Source organism: Cellulomonas sp. KH9 (assembly GCF_900114185.1).
Lineage (GTDB): Bacteria > Actinomycetota > Actinomycetes > Actinomycetales > Cellulomonadaceae > Cellulomonas.
Map to the genome: position 1 here is coordinate 1,909 of NZ_FOSE01000002.1, position 21,826 is coordinate 23,734.

Genomic DNA, 21,826 nt, shown 5'->3' on the forward strand with positions numbered 1-21,826 from the left:
TCCGAGCGCCCGTCCTTCGGTGACCGCGCGGGTCGTCCCGCAGGCGGCAGCCGTCCGTACGGGAGGGATGCGCGGCCCGCGACGGGCGGCGCCCCCCGCTTCGGCGACCGTGCCACCGCCCGCCCGACGCCCGACGAGCGCGAGGCCCGGGTCCCGGACCCCGTGATCCCGGAGGACGTGACGTTCTCGATGCTCGACCGCGACGCACGGGGGCCGCTGCGGACGCTGAGCAAGGAGAACGCGGAGCGCGTGGGCCGCCACCTGGTCATGGTCGGACGGCTCATCGACGAGGACCCCGAGGCCGCGTACGAGCACGCACAGGCCGCGGTGCGCCGCGCCGGGCGCGTGGACGTCGTGCGCGAGGCCGCCGGGCTCGCGGCGTACCGCACCGGTCGGTACGCCGAGGCGCTGCGAGAGCTGCGCACGGTGCGACGGCTCAACGGCTCGTCCGAGCACCTGGCCGTGATGGCGGACTGCGAGCGAGGCCTGGGTCGCCCCGAGCGGGCGATCACCCTCTCGCAGGAGCCTGAGGCGCAGACGCTCCCGGCGGACACGCAGATCGAGATGGCGATGGTCGTCAGCGGTGCGCGTCTCGACCTCGGCCAGGCCGAGGCCGCCGTCGCGGCGCTCTCCGCACCCCTGGTCCGCGCGGCGCGCGGGCTCCTTGCCGCCCGCGTCGCGCAGGCTCGCGCAGCGGCCCTCGAGGCCGCCGGCCGTCCGGACGACGCCGCTGCCGAGCTCGCCGCGTACCCGCAGGAGATCCTCGACGAGGCCGCGGGCAACGTCACGCAGGACGAGGACGTCGTGGTCTACGACCTGGCGGACGAGCCCGCCGAGGATCACGAGCCGGCCGCGGGGTCATCGACGCAGGACGAGACCGAGGAGGACGTCCCTGACGAGGACGTGTCCGAGGACGTGCTCGACGAGGACGTGTCCGAGGACGTCGCCGACGAGGACGGCCGGGCCGGCGAGGTCGAGCCCGAGCCGCAGCCTGCGCCCATGCCCGCGACCGACGTCGCCACCGACGTCGCGGACGGGGAGGGCGACGGACCCGCGGAGGGGGCGCGGTGAGCGCGCGCGGCCTGATCGGCTGCGACGTGCCGCTCGCCGAGCGGTACGACCTGGCGCTCGTGGACCTGGACGGCGTCGCGTACCGGGGGCACCACCCTATCGACGGCGCCGCCGAGGGGTTGGCGGGTGCACGTGCCGCGGGCATGCGGCTCGTCTTCGTGACGAACAACGCGTCACGCGAGCCGGAGGCGGTCGCCGAGCAGCTGACGGGGCTCGACATCCCGACGCGGCCCGACGAGGTGATGACGGCGGCGCAGGCGGCCGCCGAGCTCCTCGCGACGCGGGTGCCGGCTGGTGAGCCGGTGCTCGTCGTCGGCGGGGCAGGGCTGCACACGGCGGTGGCGGCGAAGGGCTACCGCATCGTCGGGTCCGCGGACGACGAGCCCGTGGCCGTGGTGCAGGGCTATGCCGCGGACGTGGGCTGGACCCAGCTCGCCGAGGCCGCGTACGCCGTCCAGCGCGGTGCCTGGCACGTGGCGTCGAACCTCGACCTGAGCCTGCCGACGGCACGCGGGTTCGCGCCCGGCAACGGTGCGCTGGTCGGTGCCGTGCGGGCCGCGACCGGTGTGGAGCCGTCGAGCGCCGGCAAGCCGTCGCCGACCATGTACCGCCTGGCCGTCGACCGTGCCGGGGCGAGCAGGCCGCTGGTCGTGGGGGACCGGCTCGACACCGACCTGGCCGGCGCGCGGGCGGGGGACATGCCGGGGCTGCACGTGCTCACGGGCGTGAGCACCGCGCGCGACGCCGTGCTCGCGGTGCTGGGCGAGCGACCGCACTACCTGGCCGCGGACCTGCGGGCGCTGCTCACGCCGCACCCCGAGCCCGCGGTCGACGCCGGGTGGTGGGTGTGCCGGGGGGCCGCCGCCCGCGTCGTGGACGCCGTCCTCGAGGTCGACGGGCTGCCCGACGACCCGGTGGACCTGGTGCGTGCCGCGTGCGCGGCCGCCTGGGACGCCGCGGACCGTGGTGCCGGCCCGGACCCGGCGTCGGTGCCCGAGCTGCTGCGCTGACCGCGCCGCCGCGCCGACCTGTGGGCGACCGCCCCGCGGCGGCGAGCGCCGGGTACCGTGGGCGAGCGCGCGCCCGGCCGGTGCCGGCGGCACCCCCGGGTGCCGCGGCCCGGCCGCGGACGGGCGTCCGTGGTGGTCGTGAGGAGGACGTGACGTGAGCGAGCCCGTGCAGGAGCCGACGGTGCCGGGGGCGGTGCCGACCTCCGGCGACCCCGCCGTCGACGAGGCCCTGACCCGGCTCGCCGGCGTCGAGAAGCAGGACCTGCGCGTCCAGCTCACCACCTTCGAGGACGTGCACACGGCGCTCCAGGACCGGTTGGCGGACGCCGAGGGATGACGGCGACCATGACCAGGGCACGGCTCGACAGCGAGCTCGTCCGCCGAGGGCTCGCGCGCTCGCGCGGTCACGCGGCCCAGCTGCTCGCGTCCGGCCGCGTGCGGGTGGACGGTGCTGCCGTCCGCCGTGGCGCGACGACCGTCGACGACCGCCAGGACGTCCACGTCGAGACCGACCCCTCCGATCCCGGGTACGCCTCGCGGGCGGCGCACAAGCTCGCGGACGCCCTCGACGGGTACGGCACCGCGGGCCCGGTCGTGGCCGGCAGGCACTGCCTCGACGCCGGCGCCAGCACCGGCGGCTTCACGGACGTGCTGCTGCGTCGCGGCGCGGCTCACGTCGTCGCGGTCGACGTCGGGCACGGGCAGCTGGTGCCGCGGCTGCGCGACGACCCGCGGGTCGAGGTCCGGGAGCACGTCAACGTCCGGGACCTGCGGTCCGGTGACGTCGTCCCGGCGCCGGGCCTCGTGGTCGCCGACCTCTCCTTCATCTCGTTGACGCTCGTGATCGACCCGCTGCTGGCGGTGGCCGAGGACGCGGCCGACCTGGTGCTGCTCGTCAAGCCCCAGTTCGAGGTGGGCCGGGAGCGGCTCGGCTCCGACGGCGTGGTGCGCGACCCCCGGCTGTGGGCGGAAGCCGTGAAGACCGTGTGCGAGCGGGCCGTCGCGTCGGGTGCGGTGGTGCGCGACGTGCGCCCGAGCACGCTGCCCGGCACCCACGGGAACGTCGAGTTCGTGCTCTGGGCGCAGGGCCCGGGTGCGGCCGCCGCCGGTGCGTCCTCGTCGGACGTGGCAGCGGCCGTCGCCGCGGCCGTGGCGACCGCACTGGACCCCGACACGGTCCGTCACGGCGCTGGGCAGCGGGCATCGGGCGCCGGAGGTGCCCGGTGACGCGGCGTGCGCTCGTCGTCCGGCACAGCGGTCGGCCCGAGGCGCTGGACGCCACCGAGGCCGTGCTGCGCGCCCTGCGCGACGCGGACGTCGAACCGGTCACCGCGTCCCAGCACACGACCGCCGACGAGCTGCCGCCGTTCGAGCTGGCCGTCGTGCTCGGGGGGGACGGCACCATCCTGCGGGCCGCCGAGCTCACCCGGGGCACGGACGTGCCGCTGCTCGGTGTCAACCTCGGGCACGTGGGCTTCCTGGCCGAGATCGAGCCGGCGGACGTCGCGACCGCCGTGCAGCGCCTGGCGGACGGCGACTACGCGGTCGAGGAGCGCGTCACCCTGGACGTGCGGCTGGTCGACGCCGACGGCACGGTGCGGACCGCCTGGGCCCTCAACGAGGCGGCGCTGGAGAAGACGGACCCCGCGCGGATGATCGAGGTGGTCGTCGAGGTCGACGGCCGTCCGCTGTCGTCGTTCGGCTGCGACGGTCTCATCGCCGCGTCCGCGACCGGCTCCACCGCGCACGCGTTCTCGGCCGGGGGGCCGGTCGTCTGGCCGGACGTGCGCGGGACCGTCATGGTGCCCCTGGCGGCGCACACGCTCTTCGCCCGGCCGCTGGTCATGGGTCCGAGCAGCGTGCTGGCGGTGGAGGTCATCGAGCGGTCCCCGTCCACCGCGGTGGTCACCTGCGACGGGCGCCGGCAGCTACCCGTCGCGCGGGGGACCCGCATGGAGGTCAGCGTCAGCGACGTGCCCGTGCGGTTCGCACGGCTCTACCCCGCGCCGTTCACGACGCGGCTCGTCCAGAAGTTCGACCTGCCGGTCGTGGGCTGGCGCGGTGCCCGCAGCGGTGACGAGGACGGTACGTCGTGATCGACGAGATCCGGATCGAGGACCTGGGCGTCATCGGGCGTGCGCACGTGCGGCTCGGCCCCGGCCTGACGGTGCTCACCGGTGAGACCGGTGCCGGCAAGACGATGGTGCTCACCGCGCTCGGGCTCCTCCTGGGCGGGCGCGCCGACCCGGCGACCGTGCGGACCGGCGCCGCGGGCGCCGCCGTGGAGGGGCGCGTCCTGCTGCCCGCGGGGTCGCCCGCGCTCGAGCGCGCCCGCGAGGCCGGTGCCGACGTGGACGACGACGGGTCGCTGGTCGTGCTGCGCACCGTCAGCGCCGGGACGCCCGACTCGCCGGGACGCTCCCGGGCCCACCTCGGCGGGCGGTCCGTGCCGCAGGGCGTCCTCGCGGAGATCGCCGAGGAGCTCGTGACGGTCCACGGCCAGGCCGACCAGATGCGGCTGCGCTCCGCCGCCCGGCAGCGCGCCGCCCTCGACGCGTTCGCGGGGCCCGCGCACGCCGAGGTGCTCGCGCGGCACGCCGCGACGTGGGCGCAGCGGGTGCGCGTGCAGGCGGAGCTCGACGACCGGGTCGCGCACGCCCAGGAGCGTGCCCGGGAGGCCGAGCTGCTGCGCCTGGGCCTGGCCGAGGTCGAGCGCGTCGCGCCGCAGCCCGGGGAGGACCTCGAGCTGGCCGCCGAGGCCGAGCGGCTCGGCAACGCCGAGGACCTGCGTGCCGCGGCCGCCGGGGCGCACGCCGCGCTCGTGGGGGACGAGGACGCGGCGGACGTGGGCGCCGCGGCCGTCGTGCTGGTCGAGGAGGCGCGGCGCTCCCTGGAGCACGCCGGGCACCACGACCGGGCGCTCGCCGACCTGGCGACCCGCGCCGCCGAGGCGGGGTACCTGCTGGCCGACCTCGCGGCCGAGCTCTCGGCGTACGCGCAGGACCTGCAGGCCGACCCGGCACGGCTCGACGCCGTGCAGCGCCGGCGTGCCGAGCTGACCGGCCTGACCCGCAGCTACGGCGAGGACGTCGCGGCCGTGCTCGCGTGGGCGCAGGACGCCTCGCAGCGGCTGCTGGACCTCGACGGCGGGCAGGAGCGCGTCGCCGAGCTCACGGAGCAGCGCGACGCGCTCGACGAGCGGCTGCGTGAGCTGGCCGCGACGATCACGGCCACCCGCACCGAGGCCGCCGTGCGGCTCGCGCAGGCGGTCACCGAGGAGCTGGCGAGCCTGGCCATGGGCGGGGCGCACCTCGAGGTCGTCGTGCGCCCGGCCGACGAGCCCGGCCCGCACGGTGCCGACCACGTCGAGATGCTGCTCGTCCCGCACGCGGGCGCCCCGGCGCGGGCGCTCGGCAAGGGGGCGTCGGGCGGTGAGCTCTCCCGCGTCATGCTCGCCCTCGAGGTCGCGCTCGCGACCGCGGACGGCTCCGGGGCGGCGACGCCCGGGACGTTCGTGTTCGACGAGGTCGACGCCGGCGTCGGCGGCCGCGCCGCGACGCAGGTCGGGGAGCGGCTCGCGCGGCTCGCGCAGGGCACGCAGGTGCTCGTCGTCACCCACCTGGCGCAGGTCGCCGCCTTCGCCGACCGTCACCTGGTGGTCTCCAAGTCCGTGGCCGACGGCGTCGACGTGGTGACGGAGTCCGACGTGCGCGAGGTGGACGGCGAGGAGCGGGTGCGCGAGCTGGCCCGGATGCTCTCCGGGCAGGACGACTCGGCCACGGCACGCGCGCACGCGGCGGAGCTGTTGGCCCAGTCCGTGGGACGATGATCCGCGATGAGAGTCTCCCTTCGCCGCCGCACGCCCGCGACCGATGATGCCGAGGTCGTCGGCCCTGCCCGTGTCGACCCCCGCACCAAGGCGCTGACCAAGCGGCTCAAGCCCGGCGACATCGCCGTGATCGACCACCTCGACCTGGACCGCGTGTCCGCCGAGGCGCTCGTCGCGTGCCAGCCCGCCGCCGTCCTCAACGCCGCCAAGTCGACGTCCGGCCGCTACCCCAACCTCGGGCCCGAGATCCTCGTCGAGGCGGGCATCCCGCTGATCGACGACCTCGGTCCCGACGTCATGGCGATCACCGAGGGTCGTGTGCTGCGGGTCGTCGACAACGCCGTCCACGACGGTGACACGCTCGTCGCCGAGGGCGTCGCCCAGACCGCGCAGAGCGTGGCGGCGACGATGGCCGAGGCGCGCGAGGGGCTGTCGGTGCAGCTGGAGTCCTTCGCGGCCAACACGATGGACTACCTGCGCCGGGAGCGTGAGCTCCTGCTCGACGGCGTCGGGGTGCCGGACATCGACACGCGCATCGAGGGTCGTCAGGTCCTCATCGTCGTGCGGGGCTACCACTACAAGGAGGACCTCGTCACGCTGCGTCCGTACATCCGCGAGTACCGGCCGGTGCTCATCGGGGTGGACGGCGGCGCCGACGCGATCCTCGACGCCGGCTGGCGACCCGACATGGTCGTCGGCGACATGGACTCGGTGTCCGACCGGGCGCTGCGGTGCGGCGCCGAGATCGTGGTGCACGCCTACCGTGACGGCCGCGCGCCGGGCATCGCCCGCGTCGAGGAGCTCGGCGTGCCGTACGTGGTGTTCCCCGCCACGGGCACCAGCGAGGACGTGGCGATGCTGCTGGCCGACGACAAGGGCGCCGAGCTCATCGTCGCGGTCGGCACGCACGCCACCCTCGTGGAGTTCCTCGACAAGGGCCGCTCCGGCATGGCCAGCACGTTCCTCACCCGGCTGCGCGTCGGCGGCAAGCTCGTCGACGCCAAGGGTGTGTCCCAGCTCTACCAGCACCGCATCTCCAACGTGCAGCTGACGCTGCTCGTCATGGCAGGGCTGCTGGCACTCGGCGTGGCGCTGGCCTCCACGGCCGCCGGGCAGACCCTGATCGGCCTCGTCGGTGCGCGCGTCGACGACCTGCTGTCGTGGGTCGGCTCGCTGCTCGGCGGATCGCCGTGACCGCCCCCGCCCGCCGCGCCCCCGACCCCGGCCTGCGCGGCGCCCCGTTCGCACGTCCCGCCGCGATCCGTCGCGCACCCGACCGAGAGCACACCCCGTGATCGACTTCCGGTACCACATCGTCTCCCTCATCTCCGTGTTCCTCGCGCTCGCCGTCGGCATCGCCCTCGGCGCCGGCCCGCTGAAGGAGACCATCGGCGACACCCTGACCGGCCAGGTCGAGGCGCTGCGCGCCGAGAAGGAGGGCCTGCGATCCGAGCTGGACCGCACCGGCGGCGACCTGGCCGCCGCGAACGCGTTCGCCTCCGCCTCCGGGGAGCGCCTGCTCGCGGGCGCCCTGACCGACCGTCGCGTCGCGCTGGTGCTCGTCGACGACGTCCCCGAGGACGACGTCGCGGCGCTCGTCGAGCGGTTCACCCAGGCCGGTGCCGAGATCTCGGCGACGGTGACGGTGGACGAGGCGTGGACCGACCCCGCGATGGCGACGTACCGCCGGACCCTGGCGGGCACGGTCATGTCCTACCTCGACCAGCCGCCGGCAGCCGACGCCGGTGCGGACGCCGAGCTCGCCGAGGCGCTCGTCTCCGGGCTCGTCGGCGCCGACTCCGCGGCGCCCGACACGCTGTCGGAGAACGCATCGTCCCTGCTCGACGTGCTCGCGGCGGGTGACCGGCCGCTGGTGTCGTACGCCCAGGACGTGACCCGCCCGGCGGACGCCGTGGTGGTCGTCGCCGGTACGCCGGCCGAGCCGGCGGACAGCGACGCGACGGCCGCGCCGACGCCCGTGACCTTCGACGCCCAGCTCGCGCTGGCGGCCGCGGCCCAGCGGCTCTCCGAAGGGGCCGTCGTCGCCGGGACCGGGACGGACGGCGACGACCTGGTCGCCGCCGTGCGCGGTGACGACGCGCTCGCCGACACCGTGACCACCGTCGCCGACGTCGCGATCGTCAGCGGGCAGGTGGTGGTGCCGCTCGCGCTCGCCGCCGCGATCGCCGACCAGCCCGGGCACTACGGCTACGGGGACGGGCTGGAGACGCTGCCGCCGGCGGTCCAGCTCCCGCCCGTGGACCGCACGCCCGTCGTGCCCGAGACCGACGACGCCGGCGCGCAGGGCGAGGTGCCCGACCCGGCCGGCGGTGAGGGATGAGCCGCGCAGGCCGGCCCGCGGCCGCGCTCGTCGCCGCCGCGGTCACGGCCGCGGCGCGCGGTGGGCTGGACTGGCAGCCGCCGGGCGGCGCCGCGACGTGGACGCGTACCAACCACCGCGGTGAGCCCGTCAGCCTGCTGGAGGGTCCGGCGGTCGCCGTCGGCGTCCTCGCCGGTGCGCTCGCCGGCGCGGGCGGTCTGCGCGCGACAGCCGCGACCGCGACGGCCGTCCTGGGCGCCGGTGCCTTCGGCCTGGTCGACGACCTGCGCGAGGACCCCGGGACGCGTGCCAAGGGCCTGCGCGGGCACCTCGGCGCCCTCGCGCGCGGGCACCTGACCACCGGCGGGCTGAAGGTGCTCGGCATCGGGGCGAGCGCCCTCGCGGCGGCCGCGCTGGCCCCGCCCGGCGGCGGTGCCGCCACCCGTCCTGCCGCCCGTGCGGTGGACACCCTGGCGTCAGCGGCACTGGTGGCCGGCACCGCCAACCTCGTCAACCTGCTCGACCTGCGCCCGGGACGTGCCCTGAAGGCCGTCTCCCTGGCGGCGGCGCCGCTCGTGGGCACCGGCGGTGGCGTGGCGGCGTGCGCGGTGCTCGGCGCGGCCTCGACCGCCGTCGAGGCCGACCTCGCCGAGACGGACATGCTCGGCGACTCCGGGGCGAACGCCCTGGGCGCGGCGCTGGGCGCGGCGCTGGTGCTCGGTGCGCCGCGCCCCGTGCGGCTCGCGGCGCTCGCCGGCGTCGTCGGCCTGACCCTCGTCAGCGAGCGGGTCAGCTTCACCCGCGTCATCGAGCGCACGCCGGTGCTGCGCGAGATCGACGCGTGGGGGCGGCGCCCCGCTGCGCCCCGGGCGGGCGTGGGCGCGACGCCATGACCCGTGCGGGTCTGCGCAGCGCCGTCCAGGGGCTGCTCGGCGCGGCGGCGATGATCGCGGTCGTCACCGTCCTCAGCCGGGTGCTCGGGCTCGTGCGCACCCTCGTCCTCAACGGGACCGTCGGGCACGAGGCGATCGCCGACGCGTACAACGCGGCCAACCTCCTGCCCAACGTGCTCTTCGAGGTCGCGGCCGGTGGGGCCCTCGCCGGCGCCGTCGTGCCGCTGCTGGCCGCGCCCGTGGCACGCGCCGACCGCGCGCAGATCGACCGCCTCGTGTCGGCGGCGCTCGGGTGGGTCCTGCTCGTCCTGGTCCCGCTCGGCGTCCTCCTCGCGGCGCTGAGCGGCGTCGTGGCGGCGGTCGCGAGCAGGGACGACCCCGTGCTGGCGGCGACCGTGCGGTACTTCGTGCTGGTCTTCTCCGTGCAGGTCCCCGTGTACGGGCTCACCGTGCTGCTGTACGGCGTGCTGCAGGCGCACCGCCGGTTCTTCTGGCCGGCGTTCGCCCCGGTGCTGAACTCCCTCGTCCTGATCGCGACCTTCGTGGTGTACGGCGCGCTCGCGGACGGCGAGACGTCCGACCCGACGGCGCTGGTGCCGGGCGCGATCGACCTGCTCGCGTGGGGCACGACGGCGGGCGTTCTCGCGATGCTGCTGCCGGTGCTGCTGCCCGTGCGTCGGCTCGGCGTGCGGATGCGTCCCACGCTGCGGTTCCCGGACGACGCGGGCCCCCGGTTCCGGGCGCTCGCGCTCGCCGGTGTCGGGTCGGTCGCCGCCCAGCAGCTCTCGGTCCTCGTCATCTGGTACGTCGCCAACGAGCTGCTGCCCCACGACGGGCGCGGCTTCTCCGCGGTCGTCTACGCCCAGCAGGTGTACCTGCTGCCGTACGCGGTCCTGGTCGTCCCCCTGGCGACGTCGACGTTCCCGCGCGTGGCGGCGCACGCCGCGACGGGGGACCGCGCGCGGTTCGCCGCGACGTCGGCCGTCACGACGCGCGCGGTGCTGACCGTGGGCGCGCTGGGCGCGGCGGCGGTGGTCGCGGGCGGCAGCGGCGTGGCCCGGGTCTTCGCGGACCTCGCGACGGGCGAGGGTGACGGGCTCGCCGAGGCCATGAGCATCCTGCTCACGTGGATGCCCGCGGGGGTCGTCGGGCTCGCGGTGATGTTCCACGTGTCCCGCACGCTCTACGCCGTGGAGCGGCCGCGCGCGGCGATCCTCACGAACGTCGTCGGGTGGGGTGCCGTCGCGCTCGCCGTCCCGCTGCTCGTCGTGCTGGGGGACCCGGAGGACCCGACGGCCGTGCTCCGGTCCATCGGGCTCGCGACGTCGCTCGGCATGGCGCTCGGCGGTGTCGTGGCGGTCCTCGCGCTCCGGCACGCCGCGGGCGGTGCCGCGCTCGCCGGTCTGGGGCGCACGGCTGTCGTCGCGGTGGGCGGCGGGGTGCTCGGGGCGGTCGCCGGCCGCGGCGTCGCGACCACGGTGATGAACGTGGTGGGTGACGGCGCGCTCAGTGCGACGGCGGCCGCCGGAGGGGGCGCGGTCGTCGCCGTCACGGCGGTGGCCGCCGCGGTCGCACTGCTCGACCGCGGCACGCTGACCGGTGTGGTGCGCGTCGAGCGCGCACCGGTGCCGGGGGCGACGTCCGACGACCCCGCGCCGTCCGGACGGACCGGTCCGACCCCGACGTGACGCACGGCGCGCCACGTTCGGGTGCTCCCACGTCCCGGTCGGGCGTCGGGTCCGGTAGGGTGGAAGCCCGTGATGGAACGCGCGCATCGACTCTCCGGGCGGTCGGACTCCCTGACCCGGCACATCTTCGTCACGGGGGGCGTGGCCTCCTCTCTGGGCAAGGGCCTGACGGCCAGCAGCCTCGGTCGACTTCTCCGTTCGCGCGGTCTGCGCGTCACGATGCAGAAGCTCGACCCGTACATCAACGTGGACCCCGGGACGATGAACCCGTTCCAGCACGGTGAGGTCTTCGTCACCGAGGACGGTGCCGAGACCGACCTGGACGTGGGCCACTACGAGCGGTTCCTCGACGTCGACCTGGTCGGCTCGGCGAACGTCACCACCGGGCAGGTGTACTCGGACGTCATCGCCAAGGAGCGCCGCGGCGAGTACCTCGGCGACACCGTGCAGGTGATCCCGCACATCACGGACGAGATCAAGGGCCGGATGCGCTCGCAGGCGTCCGAGGACGTCGACGTGATCATCACCGAGATCGGCGGCACCGTCGGCGACATCGAGTCGCAGCCGTTCCTCGAGGCGGCACGCCAGGTGCGCCACGACCTCGGCCGCGACAACGTGTTCTTCCTGCACGTGTCCCTGCTGCCGTACATCGGCCCGTCGGGTGAGCTGAAGACCAAGCCCACGCAGCACTCCGTCGCGGCGCTGCGCAGCATCGGCATCCAGCCGGACGCGATCGTGCTGCGCGCGGACCGCGAGGTGCCGGAGTCGATCAAGCGCAAGATCGCGCTGTTCTGCGACGTCGACGTCGACAGCGTCGCGATCGCCAAGGACGCGCCGAGCATCTACGACATCCCGCGCGTGCTGCACGCCGAGGGTCTCGACGCGTACGTGGTCCAGCGGCTCGGCCTGCCGTTCCGTGACGTGGAGTGGAGCGGCTGGGACGCGCTGCTCACCCGGGTGCACGCCCCCGCGCACCAGCTCGAGATCGCGCTCGTCGGCAAGTACATCGACCTGCCCGACGCGTACCTCTCGGTGACCGAGGCGCTGCGCGCCGGCGGGTTCCACCACGACGCACGCGTGACGATCCGGTGGGTGCCGTCCGACGACTGCCGCACCCCGGAGGGTGCCCAGGAGGCGCTCGGCGGCGTGGATGCCGTGCTCGTGCCCGGCGGGTTCGGCGTGCGCGGCATCGAGGGCAAGCTCGGCGCGCTGCGCTGGGCGCGGGAGCGCAAGGTCCCCACGCTCGGCCTGTGCCTGGGTCTGCAGTGCATGGTCATCGAGTACGCGCGCAACGTCGCCGGGCTCGAGGGGGCGTCGTCCTCCGAGTTCGACCCGGGCTCACCGCACCCCGTCATCGCCACGATGGAGGAGCAGCTGGCGATCGTCGGCGGCGAGGGCGACCTCGGCGGCACGATGCGCCTGGGCGCGTACGACGCCGCGCTGCTGCCCGGCTCCGTCGTCGCCGAGGTGTACGGCACCGAGCGTGTCTCGGAGCGGCACCGGCACCGGTACGAGGTGAACAACGCGTACCGCGACAAGCTCGAGGCCGCCGGTCTCGTGATCTCCGGCGTCTCGCCCGACCGCTCGCTCGTGGAGTTCGTCGAGCTGCCGCGCGAGGAGCACCCGTACTACGTCGCGACGCAGGCGCACCCGGAGTTCAAGTCGCGTCCTACGCGTGCGCACCCGCTGTTCGCTGGCCTGGTCGGCGCGGCGCTCGCGGCGCGGACCGGCGCGTGAGCGGCGAGGCGCTCGTCGACCTCCCGCGCGAGCGGGAGGTCGTCGAGCACCGCCTGCTGCACGACGGGCGCGTGTGGGACCTGGTGTCCGACACGGTGCGCCTGGACGACGGCGACGTCGTGCGCGAGTACGTCGACCACCCCGGCGCCGTCGCGGTGATCGCGCTCGACGACGAGGACCGCGTGCTGCTGCTCTCCCAGTACCGGCACCCGGTGCGTCACGTGCTGTGGGAGCCGCCCGCGGGTCTGCTGGACGTCGAGAACGAGGACCTCGTCACGGCGGCCGCGCGTGAGCTCGCCGAGGAGGCGGACCTCGTGGCCGGCCGGTGGTGGCGGCTCGCGGAGTACTTCACGTCGCCCGGTGGGTCCGACGAGCGCATCACGATCTTCCTCGCGCGGGACCTGTCGCCCGTGCCGGAGGCGGAGCGCTACGTGCGCGGCGAGGAGGAGGCCGACATCGTGCCCGTCTGGGTGCCGCTGGACGACGTCGTCGCGGGGGTGATGGCCGGTCGGCTGCACTGCCCGACCACGGTCGTCGGCGTCCTCGCGGCCGTGGCCGCGCGCGGTGCCGGCTGGTCGGGTCTCACCGAGGTGACGCCCGTCTGACCCGACCGCGCCCCGTGTGGACGAACGACCGCCGAGGGGCGGGGCCCGGACGGGCCCCGCCCCTCGTCACGTCGGCGCTCGTGCCGTCCTGGCCGTGCTCTCGTCAGGCCGCGCGGCGGCGCAGCGTCCCGAGGAAGGACGCGATCGCGGCGATCAGGACGCCGGCGCCGAGCATGTGCAGGTTCACCAGGGCGATCGGCAGCCCGGTGAACAGCTGCACGTACCCGACGAGCCCCTGCGCGAGCGTGACGACCATCAGGACCAGTCCCGAGCGCAGGGCGCGGGCCGGGCCGCCCGACCCGGCACCCGCGACGCGGCGGGCGCGGGCGAGCAGCACCAGGATCACGGCGAGGGTCGCGACGAACGCCCACACGGACAGCGCGTGGACCCGCGCCACCGCGTACGGGTCCACGGCGAAGCGGTACCCGACCTCCTCGTCCCCGGAGTGGGGTCCGGCCCCCGTCACGACGACGCCCAGCGCCACCACGACGGCGCCCAGGACCGCCAGGCCACGGGCAAGCGTGCGGACGCGCTCGTCGACGACCGGCACGACCGGGCCGTCGCCCTCGCGCCGCCGGACCAGCAGCCACGCGGAGACGGCGATGAGCCCGGCGGAGATGAGGAAGTGCGAGCCCACGATCGCCGGGTGCAGGTCGATGAGCACGGTGATCCCGCCGACGACCGCCTGCACGAGCACGCCGACGAGCGGCGCCCAGGCCAGCCTGCGGTAGGACAGCGACCGCGTGCGGTCGAGCCCCGCCAGCAGCGCGACGGCGAGCGCCACGACGAGGAGCACCCCCGTGAGCGTGCGGTTCCCGAACTCGATGATCGGGTGGATCGTCATCTCGCCGTGGAACTCGGGCGTGAACCGGCCGGGCTCGCAGTACGGCCACGTCGAGCACCCGAGCCCGGAGCCCGTGAGTCGCACGGCGCCGCCCGTCACGACGATGCCGATCTGCGCCACGAGGTTCGCGACGACCGCGCGCTGCGTCCAGCCCGGGCGCAGGCGGTCGAGGAGGGCGACGACCCGCCGGGGTGACCCGGGCGGGCGCCCGTCCTCGCGCTGGGACGTCGAGTCGGGGGAGGGCATCGTGCCGGTCACGGGGTCCAGGGTAGGCGGCGGTCGTGGCCCCGCGGTGCGCCCGGCGCGACCGGGCCGTGCGGTGTACGTCTCATCGTGCCGGGCGGCACCGCCGGTCGCCTCAGTGCCAGCGGAAGAGCCGCGCCGCCAGGGTGCCGAGCACGGCGGTCCACCCGGCCAGCACGAGCACCGGGACCAGCGGCAGCGCACCGTCGACCAGCGCACCGCGCAGCACGTCGCCCAGGGCGCCGGACGGCAGCCACGCGGCGAGCGTCGCCAGCGGCCCGGGCAGGCGGTCCGCCGGCACGATGACGCCGCCGCCCAGCGCGAGCACGAGCAGCAGCAGGTTGGCCAGCGCGAGCACCGCCTCGGCCCGCAGGGTCCCCGCGACCAGCAGCGCCAGCGCGGTGAAGGCCGCGGTCCCCAGGACGACGCCGACGAGCGCGAGCAGGACCCCCGCGGGGTCCGGCCGCCACCCGAGCACCAGGGCGGCGGCTCCGATGAGCACGACCTGGACGGCCTCGACCGCGAGCACGCCGAGCACCTTGCCCGCGAGCAGCCCGCCGCGCCCCAGCGGCGTCGTCGCCATGAGGCGCAGGACGCCGTTGCGGCGGTCGAACGCCGTGGCGATCGCCTGCGAGGTGAAGGACGCCGTCATGACGGCCAGCGCGAGGACGCCGGGCGTGAGGAAGTCGACCCGGCTCATGCCGTCGGTGTCCAGCGCGACGAACGAGGTCTGGACGAGGCCGACCAGGGCGAGCACGGGGATGACCACCGCGACCAGCACCTGCTCGCCGTTGCGCAGGATCATGCGCGCCTCGAACGCCGCCTGCGCGAGCACCCGCCGGGCGGGCGGTGCCGCGGCCGGCCCGTCGGCGAGCGGTGTCGCGGGGGCGTCGGGCACGCTCATCGCAGGCTCCGTCCGGTCAGGTCGAGGAAGACGTCCTCGAGGGTGCGGCGGCCCAGGTCCAGGCGCGTGACCAGCACGTCCTGCTCGGCGAGCCACCCGGTGGTGGCGGCCACCGTGCCGGGCGCGACCGGGCCGCTCACGGCCAGCGACGTCCCGGAGCGGCGCTCCACGGTGAAGCGGCCACCGAGCCGCGCCGCGAGCCCGGTCGGGTCGACGTCGCTCGCGGTGTCCACGACGAGCGTCGCGGTCCCGTCGCGGTCGACGCCGGCGGCGAGCAGCTGCGGCACGGTGCCGCGGGCGATCACCGTCCCGTGGTCGACGACGGCGACCTGGTCGGCCACGTCCTCGGCCTCCTCCATGAGGTGCGTCGTGAGGATGACCGCCGCACCGCCGTCGCGCAGCTCGCGCACGAGCTCCCACACGGCCAGCCGGGACTGCGGGTCCATGCCCGCGCTCGGCTCGTCGAGGAACACCGCACGGGGTCGCCCGACGACCGCGACGGCCAGCGCGAGCCGCTGGCGCTGCCCCCCGGACAGGCGGCGCACGGTGGTGCGCGCGAACGCGCCGAGGCCGAGACGCTCCGCGAGCTCACCCGTGTCGAGCGGCCGGGCGTACATGCGCGCGACGTGCTCGAGCATCTCCTGCGCCCGCACGCCCGTCGGCAGGCCGCCGTCCTGCAGCATCACGCCGACGGCGGGCCGCAGCGCCGCGGCGTCCGCGACGGGGTCGAGGCCGAGGACGCGCACGGTCCCGGCGTCGGGGGACCGCAGGCCCTCGCAGCACTCGACCGTCGTGGTCTTCCCCGCGCCGTTGGGCCCCAGCACCGCGGTGACGCGGCCGGCGTCGGCCGTCAGGTCGAGGCCGTCGACGACGGTACGTCCGTCGTACCTCTTGACGAGGCCGTGGACCTCGACGGCAGGGGAGCGGGGCACGGAGCGCGAGTCTAGGCGCTCGCAGGCCTCGCACCGGTGCCGGCGGCGGGTGCCCCTGGCGGCGCTGTCCTGGTGGTGGACGGGCCGTGCGGACGTCGTCCGCCGCCCCCTACGGTGTGCGCACGGGGCGATCTGCCCGGATCGTCCCGCGCGTCCCCGTGCCCCGTGACTGTCGAAGGAGCTGCCCGTGGTCACGTACCGCATCGACACGGCGACCCTGTGGGAGGTCCCGCAGGACGTCGCGGCGACGTGGGAGCACGTGGAGCGGCTCGAGAGGCAGGGGCCGCCGGGCGACGCCGAGCGGGTCGTCTGGCTGCGCATCCTCGGGGCGCTGGCCGCCGCGGAGCGGCTCGCGTGGGCGGACGTGGCGCGCCACGGGGGACCGGCGGCGCTCGCCGACCTGCCCGCGGCCGAACCCGTCCCGGCCGCCGCGTGGCGACCCCTGCTGCGGCTCGCCCAGGTGCTGCACCGGCGGGGCCTGCTCGACGCGGCCGACGCCGTGGTCGACGCGGTGCGCCGTGCCGCGCAGGCGGCGGCCGTGGTCCCCGGCGTCGACGAGGTCGCGCGCCGGGACTGCTCGGCGGTGCTGGCGTTCGCCGACCAGGGGCAGGGGCGCGTGCGCTACGGCACCGGCCGGTACGCGGAAGCCGTGCACCTGTTCTCCTCCGCGCTCGAGCGCCGCACGCGGGACGGCGCTCCCGGCGACCAGGTGGGGGCGAGCCGGATCGCGCTCGCGGCGGCGTCCGCGCGTGCGGCCGGTGACCCCGGCCCCGCGACGGGCGGCACGGGTCCGGCGGCTCGGGCGCGCGCCACCGTGTAGCCCTCCCGCGCTGCGACGCCCGCTCCGCGCCACGTGCGAGGTGCACGTCACCAAGGCTCGCCTTGCTTGCGTGGATGGATTTCGGCAACAAGGATGTTGCCGATATCGGGTGCAGTCGTGCCCACACCGACGGCTCTGGCGGGTCGAGGGTGCCGACGTCGCGGGGAGGTGCTGCATGGCCGGGTCCACACCCGTCGCCGACCGTGGCGCCGACGCCGACCGCAGCCCCGACGCGGCGAGCGAGCACGACGCCTCCACCCGCCGCCGGATCCTGCAGCTCGTCGCCTCCGACGGCCCGGTCAGCGCCGCGGACCTCGCGTCCGCGCTCGACCTCGCCGCCGCGGGCGTGCGCCGGCACCTCCAGGCCCTCGAGCTGGCGGACCAGGTGGCCGTGCACGTCGGCCCCGCGGGCACGCGCGGCCGCGGCCGGCCCGCGCGACGCTACGTCGTGACCGGACAGGGCCAGGCCGCCCTCACCCAGCGGTACGCGGAGATCGCGACCGACGCCCTGCACTTCCTCGCCGACGCAGCCGGCCCGCGCGCCGTCCAGCAGTTCGCCGAGCACCGCGTGGCCGAGCTGGAGGCGCGGCACGCGGGCGTCGTCGACGCCGCCGGCGAGGACGTCACGGCCCGCGCCCGGGCCCTCGCACGAGCCCTGGCCGACGACGGCTACGCCGCGTCGGCGCGCCCCGTGCCCGGGACCGCCGTCGTGCAGCTGTGCCAGGGGCACTGCCCCGTCCAGGACGTGGCCGCGCAGTTCCCCGAGCTGTGCGAGGCCGAGACGCGCGCCTTCAGCCGGATGCTGGGCGTGCACGTGCAGCGGTTGTCCACGCTCGGCTCGGGTGGCCACGTGTGCACCACGAGCATCCCCGCCGGTGGCGGCAGGTCATCGCCCCCGGACGCCGACGAGGCGCCCGACCACCCCGCGCGGCCGCCGGACCGTCGGCACGCCCGACCACCGACCCCCCAGCCCTCCCCAGCCCCCGTGCACTCGACGGAAGGACCGACACCATGAGCGCACCCACGGACGACACGGCCACCCGGCCGGCGACCGGTGAGCCGATGAGCCAGGACGAGGCCATCGCCTCGATCGGCAACTACACCTACGGGTGGCACGACCCGGACGTCGCCGGCGCCGTCGCGCGGCGCGGCCTGTCCGAGGACGTCGTGCGCGACATCTCGCGGCTCAAGAACGAGCCCGAGTGGATGCTCAAGACGCGTCTGAAGTCGCTGCGGCTGTTCGAGAAGAAGCCCATGCCCTGGTGGGGCGCGGACCTGTCGGGCATCGACTTCGACAACATCAAGTACTTCGTGCGGTCCACCGAGAAGCAGGCCACCAGCTGGGAGGACCTGCCCGAGGACATCCGGAACACGTACGACCGGCTCGGCATCCCGGAGGCGGAGAAGCAGCGTCTCGTCGCGGGCGTCGCCGCGCAGTACGAGTCCGAGGTCGTCTACCACCAGATCCAGGAGTCGCTCGAGGAGCAGGGCGTCATCTTCCTCGACACCGACACGGGTCTGCGCGAGCACCCGGAGATCTTCGAGCAGTACTTCGGCTCCGTGATCCCCCCGGGCGACAACAAGTTCGCCGCGCTCAACAGCGCCGTGTGGTCCGGCGGGTCGTTCGTCTACGTGCCGCCGGGCGTCCACGTCGAGATCCCGCTGCAGGCCTACTTCCGCATCAACACGGAGAACATGGGCCAGTTCGAGCGGACGCTGATCATCGCCGACGAGGGCTCCTACGTGCACTACGTCGAGGGCTGCACCGCGCCGATCTACCAGTCGGACTCGCTGCACTCCGCGGTCGTCGAGATCATCGTGAAGAAGAACGCCCGCGTGCGGTACACGACCATCCAGAACTGGTCGAACAACGTGTACAACCTGGTGACCAAGCGGGCGACCGCGGCCGAGGGCGCCACCATGGAGTGGGTCGACGGCAACATCGGCTCCAAGGTCACCATGAAGTACCCGGCGATCTACCTCATGGGTGAGCACGCCCGCGGCGAGACGCTGTCGATCGCGTTCGCCGGCGAGGGCCAGCACCAGGACGCGGGCTCCAAGATGGTGCACGCGGCGCCGCACACGTCCTCGTCCATCGTGTCGAAGTCGGTGGCGCGCGGGGGCGGTCGCACGTCGTACCGCGGGCTCGTGCAGATCCTCGAGGGGGCCGAGCACTCGGCGTCCAACGTGCTGTGCGACGCCCTGCTCGTCGACCAGATCTCGCGCTCCGACACGTACCCGTACGTCGACGTCCGCGAGGACGACGTGTCGATGGGCCACGAGGCCACGGTCTCCCGCGTCAGCGAGGACCAGCTGTTCTACCTGATGTCCCGAGGCATGACCGAGACCGAGGCCATGGCCATGATCGTGCGGGGGTTCGTCGAGCCCATCGCCCGTGAGCTGCCCATGGAGTACGCGCTCGAGCTCAACCGCCTCATCGAGCTGCAGATGGAAGGGGCCGTCGGCTGATGTCGACCACCACGAACGAGCAGGTCCCCACCGAGGGCCTCTCGACGGACCACTCCCGTGCGACCGCCGACGGCGCGCACACGCACGGCGGGATCGTCCCGGAGGCGTCGCGCGCGTCGCGTCCGACGAGCTTCGACGTCGCGGACTTCCCCGTGCCCACGGGGCGCGAGGAGGAGTGGCGCTTCGCGCCCGTCGACCGGTTCGCCGGCCTGTTCGCCGCGGCGACCGACGGCGTCCTCAGCGGCCGCGGCGTCCTGACGACCGTCGTCGAGGCGCCCGAGGTCCGCGTCGAGATCGTCGACCGCGACGACGTGCGCCTCGGCACCGCCGGCAAGCCCGGCGACCGTGCCGCGGCGACCGCGTGGGCGTCGTTCGACCGTGCCACGGTCGTGACGCTGCCCCGCGAGTCGGTGTCCTCCAAGGTCACGTCGGTGGTCGTCGAGGGCATCGAGGGCGCCGGTCTGGCGGAGGCCCCCCTCGAGCCGACCGCCGCGCACCTGCTGGTGCACGCCGAGCCGATGTCCCAGGGCGTGGTCGTGCTCGACCACGTCGGGCACGCCAACCTCACCGAGACGGTCGAGATCGTCGCGGAGGACGGTGCCCACCTGACGGTCGTGTCGGTGCAGGACTGGGCGGCCGGCTCGGTCCACGCCGCCAGCCACCGGGTGCGGATCGGGCGCGACGCGACCGTGAAGCACATCGTCGTCACGCTCGGCGGCGACGTCGTCCGCATCACGCCCGACACCGAGTTCGTCGGCGAGGGCGCGTCCGTCACGGCGCTCGGCCTGTACTTCGCGGACGCGGACCAGCACCAGGAGCACCGCCTGTTCGTGGACCACGCGGTCCCGAACTGCGTGTCCCGGGTCACCTACAAGGGCGCCCTGCAGGGCGTCGGCGCCCACACCGTCTGGGTCGGCGACGTGCTGATCCGCGCGGCCGCCGAGGGGACCGACACGTACGAGCTGAACCGCAACCTCGTCCTGACGGACGGCGCGCGCGCGGACTCGGTCCCGAACCTCGAGATCGAGACCGGTCTCATCGAGGGTGCCGGCCACGCCAGCGCCACCGGCCGGTTCGACGACGAGCAGCTCTTCTACCTGCGCGCCCGCGGGATCCCCGAGACGGACGCGCGCCGCCTCGTCGTGCGCGGCTTCTTCGCCGAGCTCATCCACGAGATCGGCGTGCCCGAGGTCGAGGAGCGGCTCGTCGCCGCGATCGACGCCGAGCTCGAGAAGTCGATGAGCGAGATCCTCGGTGTGCCCCAGGTCGAGGGATCCGAGGCCGCGGCCGCCCCGGAGCGTGCATGAGCGCCCAGCTGGCCTGCTACACCGCGGACGTCCCGGTCGCCGGTGCGCTCCGCGTCGAGCTCGAGGGCGAGGCGGGACCCGTCGAGGTCGCCGTCGTCCGCGACGAGTCCGGTGACTGGCACGCGATCAGCGACGTCTGCTCGCACGGTGCCGTCTCCCTGTCCGACGGCGAGGTCGAGGACTGCACGGTGGAGTGCTGGCTGCACGGGTCGAGGTTCGACCTGCGCTCCGGCAAGCCGCTGTCGCCGCCCGCGATCCGCCCCGTCCCCGTCTACCCCGTGACCGTCGACGGCGAGCGTGTGCTCGTCGACGTCGACGCGCCGCTCTGAAACTGCGAGGAGTACCCCCAGATGTCCACCCTGGAGATCCGCGACCTGCACGTCAGCGTCGAGACGAAGGAGGGCGCCAAGCCCATCCTCCGCGGCGTCGACCTCACCGTGAACAGCGGTGAGACCCACGCGATCATGGGCCCGAACGGGTCCGGCAAGTCCACGCTGGCGTACTCGCTGGCCGGGCACCCGAAGTACCAGATCACGTCGGGCACGGTGCTGCTCGACGGCGAGGACGTCCTCGCGATGAGCGTCGACGAGCGTGCCCGCGCGGGCATGTTCCTCGCGATGCAGTACCCCGTCGAGGTCCCGGGCGTCTCGGTGTCGAACTTCCTGCGCACCGCCAAGACGGCCATCGCCGGCGAGGCGCCCCCGCTGCGCACGTGGGTCAAGGACGTGCGCGCCGCGATGGACGACCTGCGCATGGACGCGTCCTTCGCCGAGCGCTCCGTCAACGAGGGCTTCTCCGGCGGTGAGAAGAAGCGCCACGAGATCCTCCAGATGGAGCTGCTCAAGCCGCGCTTCGCGATCCTCGACGAGACCGACTCCGGCCTGGACGTCGACGCGCTGCGCGTCGTGTCCGAGGGGGTCAACCGGGTCAAGGCCGGTGGCGACGTGGGCGTCCTGCTCATCACGCACTACACGCGCATCCTGCGGTACATCACGCCGGACTTCGTGCACGTCTTCGTCGACGGCCGGATCGCCGAGCAGGGCGGCCCGGAGCTGGCCGAGCGCCTCGAGAACGAGGGTTACGACCGCTTCCTCACGGCCGGCACCTCGGCCTGAGCCCGTCGCGGCGGCCGCCGGGTCCCACCCGGCGGCCGC

General features: G+C 75.2%; 21 protein-coding genes. 18 read left to right on the top strand and 3 right to left on the bottom strand.

Translation table 11 applies throughout. The annotated features are described in order from the left end of the window. From BMZ16_RS19705 to BMZ16_RS06210, 12 genes are all read left to right on the top strand, one after another. On the top strand, window positions 1–1,071 hold a 1,071-nt coding region (locus BMZ16_RS19705; RefSeq protein ID WP_255366404.1), incomplete at its 5' end, for a midas domain-containing protein. Continuing rightward, a complete protein-coding gene (locus tag BMZ16_RS06160; RefSeq protein WP_089798771.1) occupies window positions 1,068–2,081 on the top strand; it encodes an HAD-IIA family hydrolase in 1,014 nt (337 codons plus the stop codon). The genes BMZ16_RS19705 and BMZ16_RS06160, both read left to right, overlap by 4 nt. A gap of 154 nt (window positions 2,082–2,235) precedes the next feature. Next, window positions 2,236–2,418, top strand: a complete 183-nt coding sequence (locus BMZ16_RS06165; RefSeq protein ID WP_089798772.1) for a hypothetical protein — start codon at window positions 2,236–2,238, stop codon at window positions 2,416–2,418. Then, complete coding sequence (locus BMZ16_RS06170; RefSeq protein ID WP_255366405.1) at window positions 2,415–3,308, top strand: TlyA family RNA methyltransferase; 894 nt, start codon at window positions 2,415–2,417, stop codon at window positions 3,306–3,308. Before BMZ16_RS06165 ends, BMZ16_RS06170 begins: the two co-directional genes overlap by 4 nt. After that, complete coding sequence (locus BMZ16_RS06175; protein ID WP_089798773.1) at window positions 3,305–4,177, top strand: NAD kinase; 873 nt, start codon at window positions 3,305–3,307, stop codon at window positions 4,175–4,177. Before BMZ16_RS06170 ends, BMZ16_RS06175 begins: the two co-directional genes overlap by 4 nt. Further along, window positions 4,174–5,910 (top strand): DNA repair protein RecN, encoded by a 1,737-nt coding sequence (gene recN, locus BMZ16_RS06180; RefSeq protein WP_089798774.1) that lies wholly within the window; start codon window positions 4,174–4,176, stop codon window positions 5,908–5,910. Before BMZ16_RS06175 ends, recN begins: the two co-directional genes overlap by 4 nt. Before the next feature lie 6 nt (window positions 5,911–5,916). After that, a complete protein-coding gene (gene steA, locus BMZ16_RS06185; protein WP_089798775.1) occupies window positions 5,917–7,104 on the top strand; it encodes a putative cytokinetic ring protein SteA in 1,188 nt (395 codons plus the stop codon). Window positions 7,105–7,201: 97 nt separating this feature from the next. Continuing rightward, window positions 7,202–8,251, top strand: coding sequence for a copper transporter (locus BMZ16_RS06190; protein WP_089798776.1), 1,050 nt, complete (start codon window positions 7,202–7,204; stop codon window positions 8,249–8,251). Then, the gene (locus BMZ16_RS06195; RefSeq protein ID WP_089798777.1) at window positions 8,248–9,123 is read left to right on the top strand and encodes a hypothetical protein; all 876 of its coding nucleotides are present in this window, start codon (window positions 8,248–8,250) and stop codon (window positions 9,121–9,123) included. Before BMZ16_RS06190 ends, BMZ16_RS06195 begins: the two co-directional genes overlap by 4 nt. Next, window positions 9,120–10,811: a murein biosynthesis integral membrane protein MurJ gene (gene murJ, locus BMZ16_RS06200; RefSeq protein ID WP_089799876.1), complete on the top strand. Its 1,692-nt coding sequence runs from the start codon at window positions 9,120–9,122 to the stop codon at window positions 10,809–10,811. Before BMZ16_RS06195 ends, murJ begins: the two co-directional genes overlap by 4 nt. Before the next feature lie 72 nt (window positions 10,812–10,883). After that, window positions 10,884–12,548, top strand: coding sequence for a CTP synthase (locus tag BMZ16_RS06205; protein WP_089798778.1), 1,665 nt, complete (start codon window positions 10,884–10,886; stop codon window positions 12,546–12,548). After that, the gene (locus BMZ16_RS06210) at window positions 12,545–13,153 is read left to right on the top strand and encodes an NUDIX domain-containing protein (RefSeq protein ID WP_089798779.1); all 609 of its coding nucleotides are present in this window, start codon (window positions 12,545–12,547) and stop codon (window positions 13,151–13,153) included. Before BMZ16_RS06205 ends, BMZ16_RS06210 begins: the two co-directional genes overlap by 4 nt. A gap of 103 nt (window positions 13,154–13,256) precedes the next feature. Here the strand turns inward: BMZ16_RS06210 and BMZ16_RS06215 are convergent, their stop codons facing one another. From BMZ16_RS06215 to BMZ16_RS06225, 3 genes are all read right to left on the bottom strand, one after another. After that, window positions 13,257–14,255 (bottom strand): COX15/CtaA family protein, encoded by a 999-nt coding sequence (locus BMZ16_RS06215; protein ID WP_255366406.1) that lies wholly within the window; start codon window positions 14,253–14,255, stop codon window positions 13,257–13,259. 100 nt (window positions 14,256–14,355) lie between these two features. Next, the gene (locus BMZ16_RS06220; protein ID WP_089798780.1) at window positions 14,356–15,144 is read right to left on the bottom strand and encodes an ABC transporter permease; all 789 of its coding nucleotides are present in this window, start codon (window positions 15,142–15,144) and stop codon (window positions 14,356–14,358) included. Continuing rightward, window positions 15,141–16,076, bottom strand: a complete 936-nt coding sequence (locus BMZ16_RS06225) for an ABC transporter ATP-binding protein (protein ID WP_089798781.1) — start codon at window positions 16,074–16,076, stop codon at window positions 15,141–15,143. The genes BMZ16_RS06220 and BMZ16_RS06225 overlap by 4 nt, the downstream gene beginning before the upstream one ends. A 187-nt stretch (window positions 16,077–16,263) precedes the next feature. Between BMZ16_RS06225 and BMZ16_RS06230 the strand changes: the two genes are divergently transcribed. From BMZ16_RS06230 to sufC, 6 genes are all read left to right on the top strand, one after another. After that, on the top strand, window positions 16,264–16,896 hold the full coding sequence (locus BMZ16_RS06230; RefSeq protein WP_089798782.1) for a hypothetical protein: 633 nt from the start codon (window positions 16,264–16,266) through the stop codon (window positions 16,894–16,896). 175 nt (window positions 16,897–17,071) lie between these two features. Continuing rightward, window positions 17,072–17,911, top strand: coding sequence for a helix-turn-helix transcriptional regulator (locus BMZ16_RS06235; RefSeq protein ID WP_089798783.1), 840 nt, complete (start codon window positions 17,072–17,074; stop codon window positions 17,909–17,911). Continuing rightward, window positions 17,908–19,365: a Fe-S cluster assembly protein SufB gene (gene sufB / locus BMZ16_RS06240; RefSeq protein WP_089798784.1), complete on the top strand. Its 1,458-nt coding sequence runs from the start codon at window positions 17,908–17,910 to the stop codon at window positions 19,363–19,365. Before BMZ16_RS06235 ends, sufB begins: the two co-directional genes overlap by 4 nt. Further along, complete coding sequence (gene sufD, locus BMZ16_RS06245) at window positions 19,365–20,672, top strand: Fe-S cluster assembly protein SufD (protein WP_089798785.1); 1,308 nt, start codon at window positions 19,365–19,367, stop codon at window positions 20,670–20,672. Before sufB ends, sufD begins: the two co-directional genes overlap by 1 nt. Then, window positions 20,669–21,001 carry a non-heme iron oxygenase ferredoxin subunit gene (locus tag BMZ16_RS06250; protein ID WP_089798786.1) on the top strand — a complete coding sequence of 111 codons (333 nt, stop codon included), beginning with the start codon at window positions 20,669–20,671 and terminating at the stop codon, window positions 20,999–21,001. Before sufD ends, BMZ16_RS06250 begins: the two co-directional genes overlap by 4 nt. A 21-nt stretch (window positions 21,002–21,022) precedes the next feature. Continuing rightward, window positions 21,023–21,787: a Fe-S cluster assembly ATPase SufC gene (gene sufC, locus BMZ16_RS06255; RefSeq protein WP_089798787.1), complete on the top strand. Its 765-nt coding sequence runs from the start codon at window positions 21,023–21,025 to the stop codon at window positions 21,785–21,787. Window positions 21,788–21,826 lie beyond the last annotated feature (39 nt).